Below are 15,821 nucleotides of genomic sequence, written 5' to 3' on the forward strand. Positions count from 1 at the left end.
CATGGTGGCAGACGGCGCCGCCGATGGCGCGCCGAACAAGGGGCCCAACGACGGGTCCCGCGGAGGGTCCCGCGGAGGGTCCCGCGGAGGGGTGAACGACAGGGTGAACGACAGGGTGAACGGCAAGGCGTCAGATCGGCGCGCGCAGCGCCTCGTTGGTGCGGACTGCGCTCGGGCCTGCGCTCGGGCCTGCGCTCGGGCCTGCGCTCGGGCCTGCGCTCGGTGCGCACCAGCACGCGCCGCGACCCGGGCGCGAGCGCACACTCCGCGGGCCGCATTCCGCACGGGCCTTTCAGAAAATGTCACACGTGTGCTATTTTCTGTCACAAGGTGACACCGCGGTCACCGCACGAGCGCGACGGAGCGCCAGAGAGGGAGTACGACGATGATCAGCTGGAAGACGAAGCTGGCCTACGGGTGGGGGAGCCTGGGCAACAACATCGTGTACGGGTTCGTCGCGACGTACCTGGCCGTCTACTACACGGAGGTCGTCGGCATCGCCGCAGCCTCGGCGTCGGTCCTGTTCTTCGTCGTGCGCATCGTCGACGCGATGGCCGACCCCGTCATGGGCATGATCGTCGACCGCACCCACACGCGGTGGGGTCGCTTCCGGCCCTACCTGCTCTTCGGGCCCCCGGTGCTGGCGGTGCTGACCATCGCCGCGTTCTCGATCCCGTCCCTCAACACGACCACGACGCTCGTCCTCGCGTACGTCAGCTACCTGCTGTGGGGCCTGTCCTTCACCGTGATGGACGTGCCCTACTGGTCCATGTCGGCCGCGCTGACCTCAGACACGCGGGACCGCACGTCGCTCGTCATGGTGCCGCGCACGCTGGCCAACGTCGGCTACATCGGCGTCAACATCATCACGCTGCCGCTCGTGGCGCTCTTCTCGTTCAACGGCGATCGGCAGGGCTGGCAGATCGTCGCGGTGCTCTACGCCGTGACCGCGGTCGCGCTCACCTGGATCACCTTCGCGAAGGTCAAGGAGCGCGCCGAGGCGCCCGTGTCGCACCGCTACCGCCTGCCCGAGATGGGGCGACTGTTCGCCCAGAACAAGCCGCTGCTGCTCCTGCTGGCCGCGATGTTCCTCACCGAGGTGGCCTTCACGATGCGCAACATCATCCCGGTGTACTACCTCACGTACAACTACGACGCCGAGGACATGGTGCCGATGCTCGTGGGAGTCTTCGCCATCACCACGCTCGCGGGCTCGCTGCTGAGCCCCGTGCTCGCCGGGCGACTGGGCAAGCGCAACGCGGTCTTCGTCGGCATCACGATCACGTCCGCCTCGTCCGTCGGCGCCTGGCTCAACGGCTACGGCTCGCTCACGCCCATCATCGGCTGGATCGCCATCACCGGGCTCGGCTACGGCATCACGAACATCTCGCTCGTCTCGATGCTCACGGACACGGTCGAGTACGGGCAGTGGAAGACGGGCCGACGCACCGAGGGTCTCGTGTTCTCGAGCAACATCTTCAAGACCAAGGTGTCGTCCGGTGTGGGCGCATCGTTCGCGCTCGCGCTGCTCGCGGCGTTCGGCTACGTGGCGAACCAGGACCAGAGCGCGGCCACGCTCGACGGTCTGCACAACACCATGACGATCATCCCCGGCATCGTCGGCGTCCTCGCCCTCGTGCCGTTGATCTGGTACCGCCTCGACGAGAAGCGCCACGCCGAGATCGTGGCCGAGCTCGAGGCACGCGAGGCCGAGCCCGAGGCGGTCGCATGAGCCTGCGCAGTGATCGCGCCGCGGGTGCCGTGGCAACGACAACTGGGGGAAGTCTCGACGTCGAGAGGATTCGTGCTGACGTCGATGACCCCGAGGTCATCGGCTACGGCCGCCTGCCGCAGCGGGCCGAACGCGGAGACGGAGACACGATCGAGCGGGTCTCCCTCAGGGGCACCTGGTCATTCCGCTGGTCGCCGACGTGGGCCGAAGCGCGACTGGACGATGCGGCGCTCGCCGCCCCCGACGACGCCTGGGAGTCCCTCGAGGTGCCCGGGCTGTGGGAGCTCAACGGCTTCGGCACGCCGTACTACCTGGCCTTCCGCTTCCCGCCCGCGATCGGCGCGCGGGGGCGCAGGCTCGGCACGATCGATCGGAACGACACCCCGACCGGGGTGTACCGCCGCCGTGTCGTCGTACCCGAGGAATGGGACGGCGCGCGCATCACGCTGCGCTTCGAGGGCGTGAAGTCCGCGTTCCACCTTGTCATCGACGGCGCGCTCGTCGGCTACTCCGAGGGGTCGATGACGGGCGCCGCCTTCGACCTCACCGACGTCGCACGGCCCGGCGCCGAACTCACGGTCGTGGTCATCGTGCACCGCTACTCGACCGGGACGTTCCTCGAGGACCAGGACATGTGGTTCCTGTCGGGCATCACGCGCGACGTCTGGCTCGAGTCCGAGCCCGCCCACGCCCCGTGGGACGTCGCGGCGACGACCGACCTCGACGTCGAGACCGGCCTCGGCTCGCTGACCCTTGAGATCGAGGGTGGCGATGGCGACTGCGTCGTGGCGCTCGACGGCGTCGAGATGGAGCAGCGACGCCTCGGCCAGGGGACGACGACGCTGCAGCTGAGCGGACTGAAGGTGCAGGCCTGGAGCGCGGAGAACCCGGCGCTGCACGACCTGACGGTCACTACGACCGCGCCCGACGGCGCCGTGGATGGCCGCCGCCTGCGCATCGGGTTCCGGAGGGTCGAGATCGTGGGGGAGGAGCTACGGGTCAACGGCCGGGCGATCGTCCTTCACGGCGTGAACCGCCACGATTTCCACCCGACCCGCATCTGGGACGTCGCTGCCGACGTCCGCGAGCACGACATCGTCCTGATGAAGCGCGCGAACGTCAACGCGCTGCGCCTGTCCCACTACCCGAACCCCGATCAGATCTACCGCCTGTGCGACGAGCACGGCCTGTACGTCATGGACGAGGCCGAGGTGGAGTCCCACGGCGTGCGGCGGCGCGGCATCCCGGGCAACCGCCCTGAGTGGCGTCCGTCGGTCGTGCACCGGGTCGAGGCGATGGTGCGCCGCTCGCGCAGCCATCCGAGCGTGATCATGTGGTCGCTCGGGAACGAGGCCGGCGACGGCGAGGCCTTCCACGAGGCCAAGCGCGCGGTGCTCGCGCTCGACGCGACCCGGCCCGTGCACTACGAGGGCGACACGACGCTCGAGACCTCCGACGTGCTGTCGCTCATGTATCCCGACCCGCAGCTCGAGGAGACCATCGGCGAGGGCCGCGACATCACGGTCGCGCCGCTCGAGCGCATCATGAATGCCCTGGCCGCCGACACGAAGGGCTTCACCGCCGCGCAGTACGCGGGCCGTCCCGTGATCGCATGCGAGTACCTGCACTCGATGGAGAACAGCTTCGGCAACGCCGCCGCGCACGTCGAGAACTTCCACCGCTACCACCGGTGGGCGGGCGGCTTCGTGTGGGAGTGGGTGGACCAGACCATCGACATGACGTTGCCCGACGGCCGCGTCCGTCGCGCCTACGGTGGCGCGTTCGGCGAGAAGCCGACCGACGGGTGGTTCTGCGCGAACGGGATCGTCGCGTCCGACCGGACGCCGCACCCGGCGTACGCCGAGCTCGCGAAGGTCTACCAGCACGTCGTGATCTCGCGCACCGTGGACGGCGTCGTGCTGACCAACAGGCACGCTTTCGACGACCTGGCCGGGCTGAGGTTGAGCTGGAGGGTAGAGCGCGATGGCCGAGTCGTCGCCGATGGCGACGTGGACGATGCGATCGTCGCCCCCGGACAGGCGCGCTCGGTCGCGCTTCCCGCCGTGGACGCCGAGGGTCCCGGTCTATGGGTCCTGACGGTCGAGCTGTGCACGCGGGACGCGTCGGCGTGGGCCGAGGCTGGCCATGTCGTCGCGTGGGAGCAGTTCGAGCTGGCACGCGTCGGCGACTCCTCGGACGCCGCCGTCGTGCCTGCGGTCTCCGCGCCCCAAAACACCGCGTCCACCGGGCCCGCGCCCGCGGGCTCCGTGGCGGCTTCCCACGGGTGGACCGCGCGGCGCGCGGGTGACCGTGCGGCGCTCGAGCGCGGCGCCGACCGAGTGCTCGTCGACCTCGATCGCGGAGCGGTGACCTCGCTGGTCCTGGGGGGCGAGGAGCTGCTCGCGGCGCCGCTGACGTTGAACCTGTGGCGTGCCGCGACAGACAACGACCGCAATCTGGGCAACTTCGCCCCCGCGTTGGACCACGTGTCGGACTGGGCGCGCTGGCGCCGCGCTGGCAGCAGAGCGAGGGTGAGGCAGGCCACGGTCGATGACGCGATCTCGCTACGCTGGCGCATCAGGGGCACGGACATCCGTCTCGCGCTGGCCGGCGCCGCGACCGGCGTGCGGCTCTCGCTCGAGGCCTTGTCGCATCGTCCGCTGTTCAGGCTTGGGCTCGCCGGCACGCTCGACGAGCGCTTCGACCGCGTGGCGTGGCTGGGGCGTGGGCCGGGGGAGAGCCACCGCGACCGGCGCTCCGGAACGGCGCTCGGCGCGTGGGAGGCGAGCGTCGAGGCGATGCACCACCCGTATCCGCGTCCTCAGGAGAACGGCAACCGCACGGATCTCGAGTCGCTCGAGCTGCTCGCCGACGACCTCGGGCTGCGCTTCACCCGCATCGGGGGCCAGCCCTTCGAGGCCTCCGTGCGGCCCTATAGCCAGGCGGCGCTGGCGCGGGCCGACTACGCCGACGAGCTCCCGACCCGCGGGCCCGCGACCCTGTGCCTGGACGTCGCACAGCGCGGCGTCGGCGGAGACAAGCCAGGCGAGGCACGGTTGCAGCCCGAGGGCATGCTCGCGCCCGGCATCACCTGGCGCACCGACTGGCTGATCGAGAGGACCGAACGATGACCGCCTGGACCCTGGGAGTGCGCGAGGGTGGCTCCGTCCGCTCAGTGAGCGCGTCGGAGTCGATCGTGCACGTGGGCGCACGCGGCTTCGATGAGGGTGACGGCGAGCTGTGGGTCGACGTCACCGCGGGGCCCGAGGGCCTCGAGCTCGACCATCTCGTCATCGAGTTCCCGGCGCGGGTGCGCGAGGGAGACCTCGCTTGGCTCAACGGGTATCAGAGCTGGTCGCAGTCGGAGGTGAGGCCGCTCGAGGCGCGCAGGAAGCGGCTCAATCGCGTCGGGCGCCTGTGGAAGCTTCAGCAGATGGGCGACCTCGGCATCGCTCCCGAGAGGCGCGATCTCGAGGCCGAGTGCTCTCACGAGGTTCTCGCGGTTCAGGCCGACGGCGTCGCGCGCCTGTGGGGATCGCGCGTCGGCTCCGACGTGTTCACGATCCTCGAGGTCCACGGCGCCGCACAGGACGATGCATCCATCCGTGCCATCGTGGACGTCGCCGGATGGCGGATCGCGCCCGGCGGGACCGCGCGGGTCGCGTGGCTCGAGTCCCGCACCGGGACGTCCGCTCCCGCGCTGCTGCGCGCGTGGGCGGCCACGACGAGCACGCCGCGTCCGGCCCCTCCCGTGACCGGGTGGACCAGCTGGTACCGCTACTACGGCGACATCGACGCCGAGTCGCTCCTGGGGGAGATCGAGACGCTCGCCGAGTCCGACATCCGCTTCGACGTCTTCCAGATCGACGACGGCTTCCAGACCCACGTGGGTGACTGGCTCGACTTCGCTGAGGGCTTCCCTGACGGGGTCGCACCCCTCGCCGCGGCCGCGCGAACGCAGGGCATGCTCCCGGGGCTCTGGCTCGCGCCGTTCGTCGCCGCGGGCAACAGCGACCTCATCCGCGAGCACCCCGAGTGGGTGCTGCGAGACGAGGCTGGCAAGCGCGTGCCCGCGGGATGGAACGGCGGCTGGAAGGGCACGTTCTACGCGCTCGATCTGTTCCAGGACGACGTGCTCGCGTACCTCGAGAAGGTGTTCACTGCGGCGACCCGTGAGTGGGGCTTCGGGCTGCTCAAGCTCGACTTCCTGTACGCCGCGGCACTCGACGCGAGGCCCGGCATGACGCGCGCTCAGCGCATGCGGCGCGCCATGGGTCTGCTCAGGGCCTGGACGGGCGACGCCCAGATCCTGGGCTGCGGTGTGCCGCTCGTGAGCGCCGCCGGCCTGGTCGAGTACTGCCGCATCGGTGCCGACGTGGCCGCGCAGTGGGAGGACCACGCGCAGCGGCGGATCCACTACCGCGAGCGGGTGTCGAGCGTGTCCTCGATGCGCAGCACGATCGCGCGCGCCTGGATGGACGGGACGTGGTTCGGCAATGATCCGGACGTCGTCATCCTGCGCACGAGCGGCTCCAAGCTCACCGACGCCGAGCGCCGCACGCTCCACGCCGTCAACACGACGCTGGGGTCGTTGGTCTTCGTGAGCGACGACATCGCCGATTACGACTCCGAGACAGCCGCGCTGCTCGCAACCTGGGACCCGCCCGGTGCGGCGCGGATCCTCGAGCAGTCCAGGGAGGGCATGATCGATTCCATGACCACCGATGCCGGGTCGTTCCGTGTGGCGCTCGGCGACAGGACCGGTCGCGTCATCACGGGGGAGTGAGCATGGGTGTCAGGGAGCGCCGGCGGCAGGAGCTGATCGATGCCGCGCGCGCCCTGTTCCTCGAGCGAGGCTTCGACCAGGTGATGATCGACGACATCGCCGACAGGTGCGGCGTGACCCGACGCACGGTGTACCGGTACTTCGCTACGCGCGACCACGTGGCCCTCGCGGTCGAGATCGACGTCCTCGAGCGCTGGGGCGTGCTGCTCGGGCAGCTCGGGGGGCACTGGTCGGGAACCGCGGCGGATCGGCTGCGCGCTGCGTTCGCGGATGTCGAGGCCCTCATCGACGAGCATGCCGATGAGGTCCGGTTCACGCAGGTGTTCGACGTGCAGCTCGGTGGGAGCGAGAGCTCCGAGCTGAGCGCCCAGTTCCAGGACGCCGTGCTCGCGCTGCTCGCCCCGATCGTCGCGGTGCTGCGGCTGGGGGAGAGGGACGGCACGCTGAGGCTCGCCGACTCACCCGAGGTCACGGCGTCGACGCTCACCAACGCCTACCTCGGCCTCGCGCAGCGCGTGTACGGATTCGGGGAGAGGCTCGCGCAGGAGCAGTCGGTGGAGCCGCGGCGGATGCTGACCGAGCTCGGCAGGCTGTACGGCGCGGCGCTCATCCGGGAGTGATGCTCGAGTCTGCGGCGGGTTGTTCGGGCCAGGATGGCGCTACCAGGTGTATCTTGATGTCAAGATAGTTTCGGGATACAGCAGGGACGATGCGGGAGGCGACATGGACGAGGGCGCGGCTCAGAACGACGATGCCGTTCAGGACGACACTGCCATGCAGGACGACACAGCCGTGGACATCCAGGACGATGCGGTGGCTGGCTTCGTCGCCGAGTGGCGCCGCGAGCGGCCCGAGCTCGACACCGAACCGATCGACGTCCTGGGCCGTCTGACCAGGTACGCCAGGCTCATCGCCGTGATGAACGAGCGCGTGCTCGCGGAGCACGATCTGCAGCCCTGGGAGCTCGAGGTGCTGGAGGCGCTCACACGTCAGGGAGCGCCGTACAGGCTCACGGCGGGCGACATCGAGCGACTCACGCTGATCACCTCGGGGACCACGACGCACCGGATCGGCCGCCTGGAACGGCGCGACTACGTGAGGCGCGTCAAGGACGAGCGTGACAAGCGCATCGTCTGGGTGGTTCTGACCGATGCGGGACGCGACGCGTGCGTCGTCGGCATGGACGCGATGCTCGACGGACAGCGTCGCGCGCTCGACATGCTCGAGCCCGGTGCCCGCGAGTCACTCCGCACGGGGCTCACCGCGCTGGGAGCGCTGCTCAGGGACGAGCCACCCACGCTGAGGAGCGCCGAGCAGTAACCCCTGGGCGATCGGCGCTTGGCCGGGCGGCTGCGAGCCCGTCCTTCTCCGCCCCTACGCATAACGCCGATAATGCACATTATGTTAAGTAAGGAACTCCTGCGCGCGTACGAGAGCGCTGCATTGATGACGATTGACAGTTGAGTTGGCAACTTTGACAGTCTTGTTGGCAACTCGGCAGCCATGCGGTGAGCCCGTCCGCGAAGTTGCCCTGGGTCCCTGCGGCGGGCCCGCGCCGCGCGGACGAAGTTGCCACCTACGGTGTCAAGGATTCTCGGCCACGGTTGACATCCAACATGGCAGCCGCGCACAAGCCGATTGCCAACAGGACTGTCAGACGTCACGTGGTGAAGAACGTGAGACTCGCCCTGCTCCCCTGAGCCAATGCCTCGAGCGCAACGGCCTCGTGAGGAACGAGCGGCGAAGGAAGCGCGTCGAGCGCGAACCAGCGCAGGTCCGCGCACTTGTCCGGCTCCTGGATGCTGGGAGTCCCGACCCAGGCGCGGCACTCGAAGAACCAGTCGACGCGGTACTCGACCGCGGGACCGCCGACGCGTTGGCGCTGCATGACGGTGATCGCCGTGAGGTTCTCGGGACGGATCCGTACCCCGAGCTCCTCGCGCGCCTCACGCACCGCGGTGTCGAGGGCGGTCTCGTCCCGCTCCCCGTGCCCCGCGGCCCCCGCCGCCCAGTGGCCGTTCATGTAGTCGGTGCCCTCGCGCAGCTGAAGCAGCACCTCATCGCCCCGCCGCAGGAGCACGTAGGAGGCTGGGATCAGCGCGTGTGTCGACCTGGCCATGTCCGCAGTCGGCCCGAGGCTCAAGGCGCCTGAAGCTCGAGCGACTCGCCGGTCTTGCCATCGATGAGCTCGCGATCGCGCAGCGGCTCGCTGAGGGTCACCGTCTCGGTCGCGTCTCGCGAGGTGCACGAGATGAGCCCCATCCACTCCGCCCTGGCCGTGAGGGTGACCGTCGTGTCGGTCTCCTCGACGACGACGTCGTGATCACGCGTGCAGTCATCGAACCGCACGGTGAGCTCCTGCTCGTAGTCGTAGCCGGAGACGGTCGTGATCGGCACGGGAGCGAGCGCGTTCATCTTGGGTACGTAGTAGATGGCCGCCGCGACGATCGCCACCAGAAGCAGGCGCCAAACCCACTTGCCCATGCGTGTACTCCCCGGGTCGAGCGACGATGAGCGCCACCAATCGACGGCGTCACGCCAGAGAATACGCGGCAACCAGGCAATCTGGACAGATCGACGCCCCGAGAATGCTCACGGCGTGACATACGTCACGCGAAGGCGAGCTCCTCCAGGCGCGTCACGATCACGTCGGTCCACGTCCGCACGGCCTCGAAGTCGCGGAAATCACCACGCGGCGGGTTGAGCGCGGTGATGAGCGCCTTCTCTCCGACGTTGAGCTTCTCGTAGTCGAGGGCTCCCGGGAAGCGTGCGTGGTCGTGCGCGCCCACCAGGTCGGCGAAGCCGTCGGACTCGTCGAGCGGCTGACCGGGCTTGACCACGGTCTCCATGCCCACCGAGAACAGCCACACGTCCTTGGCCTTGAGCTCCTCGACGTTCTGGCGCAGGAGCGACGACGCGTCGCGCCGCCACAGGCCGCCGTACACGGCGGAACCGATGATGACGGCGTCGTAGAAGTGGAGGCCCTGCACGTCGCAGGCGTCAGCGACGTCGATGTCGAAGCCGCGCTCCGCGATCTGGTCGGCAATGTGCTGCGCGACCTCTCGCGTGGCGCCGTACTTGGAACCGACAGCAACCAGGATCTTCATCGCTCCTCCTTCTTCCGGGGTGTTGTGTACATCGTCCACCCGTCGACGTGCTCGCGCGCGGGACGAGGGTCCCGACGCTTCGAGGACCTGTCCCCTACTCCCCCGTCGACACTCCCTCGGTCTCGCCCTGAGGGGCCGGCTCGGAGGCCACCGACGGCTCCACGACGACGACCAGATCGCCTCCGACGAGCTGCTCGGTCCCGTTGACGGCCAGTCGCGTCACGGTTCCCGCGACCGATGTCGTGATCGAGGACTCCATCTTCATGGCCTCGATGACCGCCACGGTCTGACCCGCCGCGACCTTCGCCCCGACCTCGACCGAGGCCGTGACCGATCCGGTGAACGGCGCAGGGATGTGTCCGGGGTTGTTCTTGTCGGCCTTCTCCCTGGCGACCACGTCCACCTTGACCGAGAGGTCACGGATCTGGATGGGGCGCATCGTCCCGTTGTAGGCGAAGATCGCGGTGCGCTCGCCGTGCTCATCAGGCTCGCCGAGCGCCTCGAGGGCGACGATCATCCGCACACCAGGGGCGACGTCGACGTTCGCCTCCTCACCGCTGCCGACCGTGAGGCCGTACAGGTAGTGGTACGTGTCGATCACGGAGATGTCGCCGTACGTCTCGATCGCGTCGTCGAAGTCCTTCGCGGGACCGGCGAACAGCATGTGGTTGAGCTTGCGCTGACGGTCGGGGCCCGGGTAGCGCAGCAGCGCGCGGTCCTCTTCCGTGAGCTCGGGCTTGGGCTTGGGCTCCGCGCGGCCCTCGAGGGCCTTGGTGCGGAAGGGCTCCGGCCAGCCGCCGGGCGGGTCGCCCAGGTCGCCGCGCAGGAAGCCGATCACCGAGTCGGGGACGTCGTACTTGCCGGGGTTCTCGGCGAAGTCAGCGGGATCGGCGTCGTTCGCGACGAGGTGCAGGGCGAGGTCGCCGACCACCTTGGACGACGGCGTCACCTTGACCAGGTGACCCAGGATCCTGTCCGCGGCCGCGTACATGTCCTCGATCGCCTCGAAGCGATCCGCGAGGCCGAGCGAGATCGCCTGCTGACGCAGGTTGGACAGCTGACCACCCGGGATCTCGTGACGGTAGACGCGGCCGGTCGGTCCAGGGAGGCCCGACTCGAACGGCGCGTACAGGCGGCGCACGGCCTCCCAGTACGGCTCGAGGTCCTGCGCCGCCTGGAGCGAGAGCCCCGTGTCGCGCGTCGTGTGCTCGAGGGCCGCGATGAGCGCCGACATCGGAGGCTGCGACGTCGTGCCGGCCATGGCTGCGTTCGCGACGTCCACGGCGTCCACGCCCGCCTCGGCGGCCGACAGCAACGTGCCGAGCTGTCCGCCCGCGGTGTCGTGCGTGTGCAGGTGGATCGGCAGGTCGAAGCGCTTGCGCAGCTCCGAGACGAGGACGTACGCGGCGGCCGGCCGCAGCAGGCCCGCCATGTCCTTGATCGCGAGGATGTGCGCGCCCGCGTCCACGAGCTGGTCGGCCAGCTTGAGATAGTAGTCGAGGGTGTAGAGCTTCTCCTCCGGGTCGATCATGTTGCCCGTGTAGCACAGCGTCGCCTCGGCGACCGCCTGACCCGTGCCGCGCACGGCCTCGATCGCCGGACGCATCTGCTCGACGTCGTTGAGCGCGTCGAAGATGCGGAAGATGTCGATGCCGGTCTCCGTGGCCTCCTCGACGAACGCGTGGGCGACCTCGTCGGGGTACGGCGTGTAGCCGACCGTGTTGCGACCGCGCAGCAGCATCTGCAGGGCGATGTTCGGCATCGCCTCGCGCAGCCGGGCGAGACGCAGCCACGGGTCCTCCGAGAGGAAGCGCATGGACACGTCGTACGTCGCGCCGCCCCAGCACTCGACCGAGAACAGGTTGGGCGTCATGCGAGCGGTGTGTCCCGCCGCTGCCAGAAGGTCGAAGGTGCGCACGCGCGTGGCGAGCAGCGACTGGTGCGCGTCGCGCATCGTCGTCTCGGTGATGGCGAGCGCCTCCTGCTCGCGCAGCGCGCGGGCGAAGCCCTCGGGGCCCTTCTCGAGCAGCAGCTGGCGCGTGCCCGCGGGCGGCTCGGCGTCCAGGTCCAGCGCGGGGAGCTTGTCCCCCGGGCGCAGCACCGTCTCGCCGTGCGCGCCGTTGGGCTTGTTCACCGTGACGTGGCCGAGGAACTGGAGGATCTTGGTCGAACGAGCCTTCTCCTCGCCCACGTCCAGCAGGTACGGCCGCTGGTCGATGAAGGAGGTCGTGACGCCGCCCTCACGGAAGTCCGGGTCCTCGAGGACAGCGCGCAGGAAGCGGATGTTGTTGGTGACGCCGCGGATGCGGAACTCGGCGAGCGCACGGGAGGCGCGACGCGCGGCCTGGTCGAAGTCGTGGCCGCGGCAGATCAGCTTGACCAGCATCGAGTCGAAGTGGCCCAGGATGCGGTTACCCGCCATGCCGGTCGCGCCGTCGAGTCGGATGCCGGCGCCGCCGGGCGAACGGTAGGCGATGATGCGGCCGGTGTCAGGAAGGAAGCCGTTCGTGGGGTCCTCGGTCGTGATGCGCGTCTGGATGGCGTATCCGCGAACCTCGATCGCCTCCTGACGGATGCCGATCTCCTCGAGCGTCTCCCCTGCCGCGATGCGCATCTGGGTGCTCACGAGGTCGACGTCGGTGACCTCCTCGGTGATCGTGTGCTCGACCTGGATGCGCGGGTTCATCTCGATGAACACGTGCTGGCCGGCACGCTCGCCCTCGGTCGCGACCAGGAACTCCACGGTTCCGGCGTTGACGTAGCCGAGCGACTTCGCGAACTTCACCGCGTCGGCGCACAGCGCCTCGCGGATCGCGGGGTCGAGGTTGGGCGCCGGAGCGATCTCGATCACCTTCTGGTGACGGCGCTGCACCGAGCAGTCGCGCTCATACAGATGGACGACGTTGCCCTCGCGGTCGGCGACGATCTGCACCTCGATGTGGCGCGGGCCGAGCACCGCCTGCTCGAGGAAGACCGTCGGGTCGCCGAAGGCGTTCTGGGCCTCGCGCATGGCCGAGGCGAGCGCCTCGGGCAGATCGGCGCGCGTCTCGACGCGTCGCATGCCGCGTCCTCCACCGCCGGCGACGGCCTTGACGAAGATCGGGAAGCCGATCTCGTCGGCCTGGTCGATCAGCCACTCCGTGTCACGCGACGGCTCGGACGACTGCAGCACGGGGACTCCGGCCGCGCGAGCCGCCTTGAGGGCCGCGACCTTGTCGCCGGCCTTCTGGAGCACCTCGGGCGGCGGGCCGATGAAGGTGAGTCCCGCCTCGCCGACGCGGCGCGCGAACTCGACGTTCTCCGACAGGAAGCCGTAGCCGGGGTAGATCGCGTCGGCACCGGCGTGCTTCGCCACCCGGATCATCTCGTCGATGTCGAGGTAGGCCTTCACAGGCTCGCCCACGGTACCGATCTGGTACGCCTCGCCCGCCTTGAGGCGGTGCTCGGACATGCGGTCCTCGTGGGGGAACACGGCGACGGACTCGAGGCCGAGCTCGTAGGCGGCACGGAACGCCCGGACGGCGATCTCGGCGCGATTGGCTACCAGCACCTTGGAGAACATTGACTTCCCTTCTACGGTGTCTTTATCTTGCCAGTCTGAAGGCTAGATCACCGCATACCGGATACGCCAACTCCTGGGCCGTCTGACCCAGGAGTGGAGATGGAACGTGTGGAAGGCGCGCGTCAGCCGGCCTGGCTGTGGCGCGCGCGTCGCTCGGCGAGCTCGTCGACGACGCCGGGATCGGCCTGCGGCCCGACCTCGCCCTTGTCGGTGGGGAGTGCTGACAGCGAGCCCTCGAGCTCACGCCAGACGCGGCCGAGGGCGATCCCAAAAACCCCCTGGCCGCCCTGGACCAGGTCGATCACCTCGTCGTCGGAGGTGCATTCGTACACCGACGCGCCGTCGGACATGAGGGTGATCTGGCTGAGGTCCTCGACGCCCCTGTCCCTCAGGTGGGTGACCGCGAGGCGGATCTGCTGGAGGGACACGCCCGAGTCCAGCAGACGCTTGACCACCCGCAGGACGAGGATGTCGCGGAAGCCGTACAGCCGCTGGGTGCCGGAGCCCGTGGCCGAGCGCACCGTGGGCTCGACGAGACCCGTGCGGGCCCAGTAGTCGAGCTGCCGGTACGTGATGCCCGCGGCCTTGCACGCGATGGGGCCGCGGTAGCCGGCCGTCTCGTCCAGATCGGCGATGCCGTCGGCGAAGAGCACTCCCTGGTCGACGATCACTGGGACCCTCTTGTCGTCTTCGTTGGCCATGGTTCCTCCCCGGGCTTCAACCTTTGGTTCAACGTTAGGGCCGAAAGGTCCCCGAGCGCGTCATATTCGTGCCTTCACGGTACCGCGTGTCGGAGTTCGCGGACAGGTGCCACGCGGCCCCCGAACCGCCTACGACCGGCTGGCGCGGCGCACGCTCGAGGCGAACACCGCGATCGCGGCCTCGGCAAGCGCGTCGGAGCTGCGCGCGGCGCCGTCGGCATCTCCCCTGGCCCGCCGCGGAGCGCCCGCCGCAGCGGCGAGCTCACCCTCACGGGAGGCCGCCCGCACGAGCGCGCGAAGGGTGCGGGCGTCGCCACCCGAACCGAGGTACGCCTTCGCCGCGACGACCGCCTCGATCCCTTCCGAGGAGAAGCCTGCAGTCGTCTCCTGGCCGAGCAGCCCTGCCTCCACGCAGGCCTCGACCACCGCAAGATCGGCTCCGGCCGCCTTCGCGAGCTGGCCGCGGTCCACATAGGACGGAGCATCGTCGTCCGCGAGCCTGGGAAGCACCGCCTCATGGAGGGTGCCGGCGTCGAGCGCTGCGAGCCGCTCCCCGATCACGGCGAGCGGCGTGAAGTGATCCCGCTGCTGGCGCAGCACGAACCGGACCCGCTCCACATCCGCAGGCGAGTACTGCCGATATCCCGACGGCGTGCGCACCGGCGAGACGAGGCTGTGGCTGTCGAGGAAACGCAGCTTCGACGGCGTGAGCGTCGGGAACTCAGGCTGCACGAGCCTCAGCACGTCGGAGACGCGCAGGAGCGGCTCATGCGAGAGCTGATGCGGCCATGAGCCCCCCGCGGTGGGCGCGGGAGCGCTCGCGGCGCGCCGAGGCGAGGCTGCGGCGCTGGCGGCGTGGGACATGGATCGGCTACGCGGCCCGTCCCGGGTAGAAGGTCAGGCGGTACTTCCCGATCTGGACCTCGTCGCCCTCCTTGAGCAGCGCCTCCGACACCGGCTCACGGTTGACGTAGGTGCCGTTGAGCGAGCCCGAGTCGCGCACGGTGAACGCCGTGCCCTGGCGCACGAACTGCGCGTGCTCGCGGCTGACGGTCACGTCGTCGAGGAAGATGTCACCGGAGACGGAGCGGCCCGCGGTCGTCACGTCGACGTCGAGCAGGAAGCGGGCTCCGGCGTTCGGTCCGTGGTGGACGATCAGCAGCGCGTGGTCCTCGGCGAGGGCGTCGACCGCGGCCTGGTCCTGAGGAGACAGACGGTAAGGGCCGGTCTCATCGTGCGCAGGGATGGCCTGGCCGAGCGACATCGTGCGCTCGACCGGGCTCTCGTCGTAGGTCATGGCATCTCCAGGCTCTGAGGGGACACTTGCATTCTAGGCAGTGGGCACATCGGTGTCGGGGGCGGCACGCGAGAGGTTCGCGATGCGGGAACGAACGTCCTGAACGTAGCCGAGACCCGACCACCAGTACAGGACCGCTGCCAGGACCGCTCCCCCGATCGCGACCGCATGCACCACGTCCCACCGGTCATACGCGAAGTACGCGAGCGGGAGGAAGACGTACAGCGCCGCGGTGGCGGCCTTGCCCACGAACGTGACGTGCGGTGGCTCGGTTCCCCGCACTTTTCCGACGGCGAGGGCGACGGCGACCATCGCGTCCCTCAGCAGCAGCACCACGACGAGCCACCACGGCACGATGTCCCGCAGCGCGAGGCCGATGACCACGACGAAGGTGAGCAGCCGGTCCGCGAAGGGATCGAGAAGCCGACCGAGATCGGTCACCTGGCCCCACCGACGCGCGAGGAAGCCGTCGAGGAAGTCCGACACGCCCGCGGCCGCGAGGGCGACGAGCGCCCACCCGTCCTGGTGCGTGATCAGCAGCACCCCGAACGCCACGACCAGCGCGATCCGCACCATCGAGATGGCGTTCGGAATGTTCCAGACTGCGTGCGAAGGCTCCACGCCGCACGAGTCTAG

The 15,821-nt window shown here is 69.5% G+C and carries 13 protein-coding genes; 5 read left to right on the plus strand and 8 right to left on the minus strand.

Going from position 1 to position 15,821, the window contains the following annotated elements:
• The first annotated feature begins 385 nt into the window (after positions 1–385).
• From AOP78_RS05805 to AOP78_RS05825, 5 genes are read left to right on the plus strand one after another with little or no spacing between them, the layout of a single operon-like run.
• Positions 386–1,732 carry a glycoside-pentoside-hexuronide (GPH):cation symporter gene (locus AOP78_RS05805; protein ID WP_062202266.1) on the plus strand — a complete coding sequence of 449 codons (1,347 nt, stop codon included), beginning with the start codon at positions 386–388 and terminating at the stop codon, positions 1,730–1,732.
• Positions 1,729–4,863: a glycoside hydrolase family 2 TIM barrel-domain containing protein gene (locus AOP78_RS05810; protein WP_083979857.1), complete on the plus strand. Its 3,135-nt coding sequence runs from the start codon at positions 1,729–1,731 to the stop codon at positions 4,861–4,863. Before AOP78_RS05805 ends, AOP78_RS05810 begins: the two co-directional genes overlap by 4 nt.
• Entirely contained in the window at positions 4,860–6,518 is a 1,659-nt protein-coding gene (locus AOP78_RS05815) for a glycoside hydrolase family 36 protein (protein WP_062202268.1), read from the plus strand. The genes AOP78_RS05810 and AOP78_RS05815 overlap by 4 nt, the downstream gene beginning before the upstream one ends.
• A gap of 2 nt (positions 6,519–6,520) precedes the next feature.
• Entirely contained in the window at positions 6,521–7,138 is a 618-nt protein-coding gene (locus AOP78_RS05820; RefSeq protein WP_062202269.1) for a TetR/AcrR family transcriptional regulator, read from the plus strand.
• A gap of 46 nt (positions 7,139–7,184) precedes the next feature.
• Complete coding sequence (locus tag AOP78_RS05825) at positions 7,185–7,838, plus strand: MarR family winged helix-turn-helix transcriptional regulator (protein ID WP_152659424.1); 654 nt, start codon at positions 7,185–7,187, stop codon at positions 7,836–7,838.
• Between the two features lie 340 nt (positions 7,839–8,178).
• Here the strand turns inward: AOP78_RS05825 and AOP78_RS05830 are convergent, their stop codons facing one another.
• From AOP78_RS05830 to AOP78_RS05865, 8 genes are all read right to left on the minus strand, one after another.
• On the minus strand, positions 8,179–8,637 hold the full coding sequence (locus AOP78_RS05830; RefSeq protein WP_062202271.1) for an NUDIX hydrolase: 459 nt from the start codon (positions 8,635–8,637) through the stop codon (positions 8,179–8,181).
• Positions 8,638–8,657: 20 nt separating this feature from the next.
• Complete coding sequence (locus AOP78_RS05835; RefSeq protein WP_062202272.1) at positions 8,658–9,002, minus strand: hypothetical protein; 345 nt, start codon at positions 9,000–9,002, stop codon at positions 8,658–8,660.
• 125 nt (positions 9,003–9,127) lie between these two features.
• A complete protein-coding gene (locus AOP78_RS05840; protein ID WP_062202273.1) occupies positions 9,128–9,625 on the minus strand; it encodes a flavodoxin domain-containing protein in 498 nt (165 codons plus the stop codon).
• A gap of 94 nt (positions 9,626–9,719) precedes the next feature.
• On the minus strand, positions 9,720–13,187 hold the full coding sequence (locus tag AOP78_RS05845) for a pyruvate carboxylase (protein WP_083979858.1): 3,468 nt from the start codon (positions 13,185–13,187) through the stop codon (positions 9,720–9,722).
• Positions 13,188–13,309: 122 nt separating this feature from the next.
• Positions 13,310–13,888 (minus strand): MerR family transcriptional regulator, encoded by a 579-nt coding sequence (locus AOP78_RS05850; protein ID WP_062202274.1) that lies wholly within the window; start codon positions 13,886–13,888, stop codon positions 13,310–13,312.
• Positions 13,889–14,017: 129 nt separating this feature from the next.
• Positions 14,018–14,752 carry a transcriptional regulator FtsR gene (gene ftsR / locus AOP78_RS05855; RefSeq protein ID WP_062202275.1) on the minus strand — a complete coding sequence of 245 codons (735 nt, stop codon included), beginning with the start codon at positions 14,750–14,752 and terminating at the stop codon, positions 14,018–14,020.
• Between the two features lie 7 nt (positions 14,753–14,759).
• Complete coding sequence (locus tag AOP78_RS05860) at positions 14,760–15,185, minus strand: FHA domain-containing protein (RefSeq protein WP_062202276.1); 426 nt, start codon at positions 15,183–15,185, stop codon at positions 14,760–14,762.
• Between the two features lie 33 nt (positions 15,186–15,218).
• On the minus strand, positions 15,219–15,806 hold the full coding sequence (locus tag AOP78_RS05865) for a CDP-alcohol phosphatidyltransferase family protein (protein WP_152659425.1): 588 nt from the start codon (positions 15,804–15,806) through the stop codon (positions 15,219–15,221).
• Positions 15,807–15,821 lie beyond the last annotated feature (15 nt).

Origin of the sequence: Demequina salsinemoris, from assembly GCF_000974805.1 — a bacterium.
In the GTDB taxonomy this organism is placed as follows: Bacteria; Actinomycetota; Actinomycetes; order Actinomycetales; family Demequinaceae; genus Demequina; species Demequina salsinemoris.

Bases quoted from the DNA above. Each gene is read 5' to 3' on its own strand.
- AOP78_RS05805 (WP_062202266.1), top strand. From the start codon at position 386: ATGATCAGCTGGAAGACGAAGCTGGCCTACGGGTGGGGGAGCCTGGGC.
- AOP78_RS05810 (WP_083979857.1), top strand. From the start codon at position 1,729: ATGAGCCTGCGCAGTGATCGCGCCGCGGGTGCCGTGGCAACGACAACT.
- AOP78_RS05815 (WP_062202268.1), top strand. From the start codon at position 4,860: ATGACCGCCTGGACCCTGGGAGTGCGCGAGGGTGGCTCCGTCCGCTCA.
- AOP78_RS05820 (WP_062202269.1), top strand. From the start codon at position 6,521: ATGGGTGTCAGGGAGCGCCGGCGGCAGGAGCTGATCGATGCCGCGCGC.
- AOP78_RS05830 (WP_062202271.1), bottom strand. From the start codon at position 8,637: ATGGCCAGGTCGACACACGCGCTGATCCCAGCCTCCTACGTGCTCCTG.
- AOP78_RS05835 (WP_062202272.1), bottom strand. From the start codon at position 9,002: ATGGGCAAGTGGGTTTGGCGCCTGCTTCTGGTGGCGATCGTCGCGGCG.
- AOP78_RS05840 (WP_062202273.1), bottom strand. From the start codon at position 9,625: ATGAAGATCCTGGTTGCTGTCGGTTCCAAGTACGGCGCCACGCGAGAG.
- AOP78_RS05845 (WP_083979858.1), bottom strand. From the start codon at position 13,187: ATGTTCTCCAAGGTGCTGGTAGCCAATCGCGCCGAGATCGCCGTCCGG.
- AOP78_RS05850 (WP_062202274.1), bottom strand. From the start codon at position 13,888: ATGGCCAACGAAGACGACAAGAGGGTCCCAGTGATCGTCGACCAGGGA.
- ftsR (WP_062202275.1), bottom strand. From the start codon at position 14,752: ATGTCCCACGCCGCCAGCGCCGCAGCCTCGCCTCGGCGCGCCGCGAGC.
- AOP78_RS05860 (WP_062202276.1), bottom strand. From the start codon at position 15,185: ATGACCTACGACGAGAGCCCGGTCGAGCGCACGATGTCGCTCGGCCAG.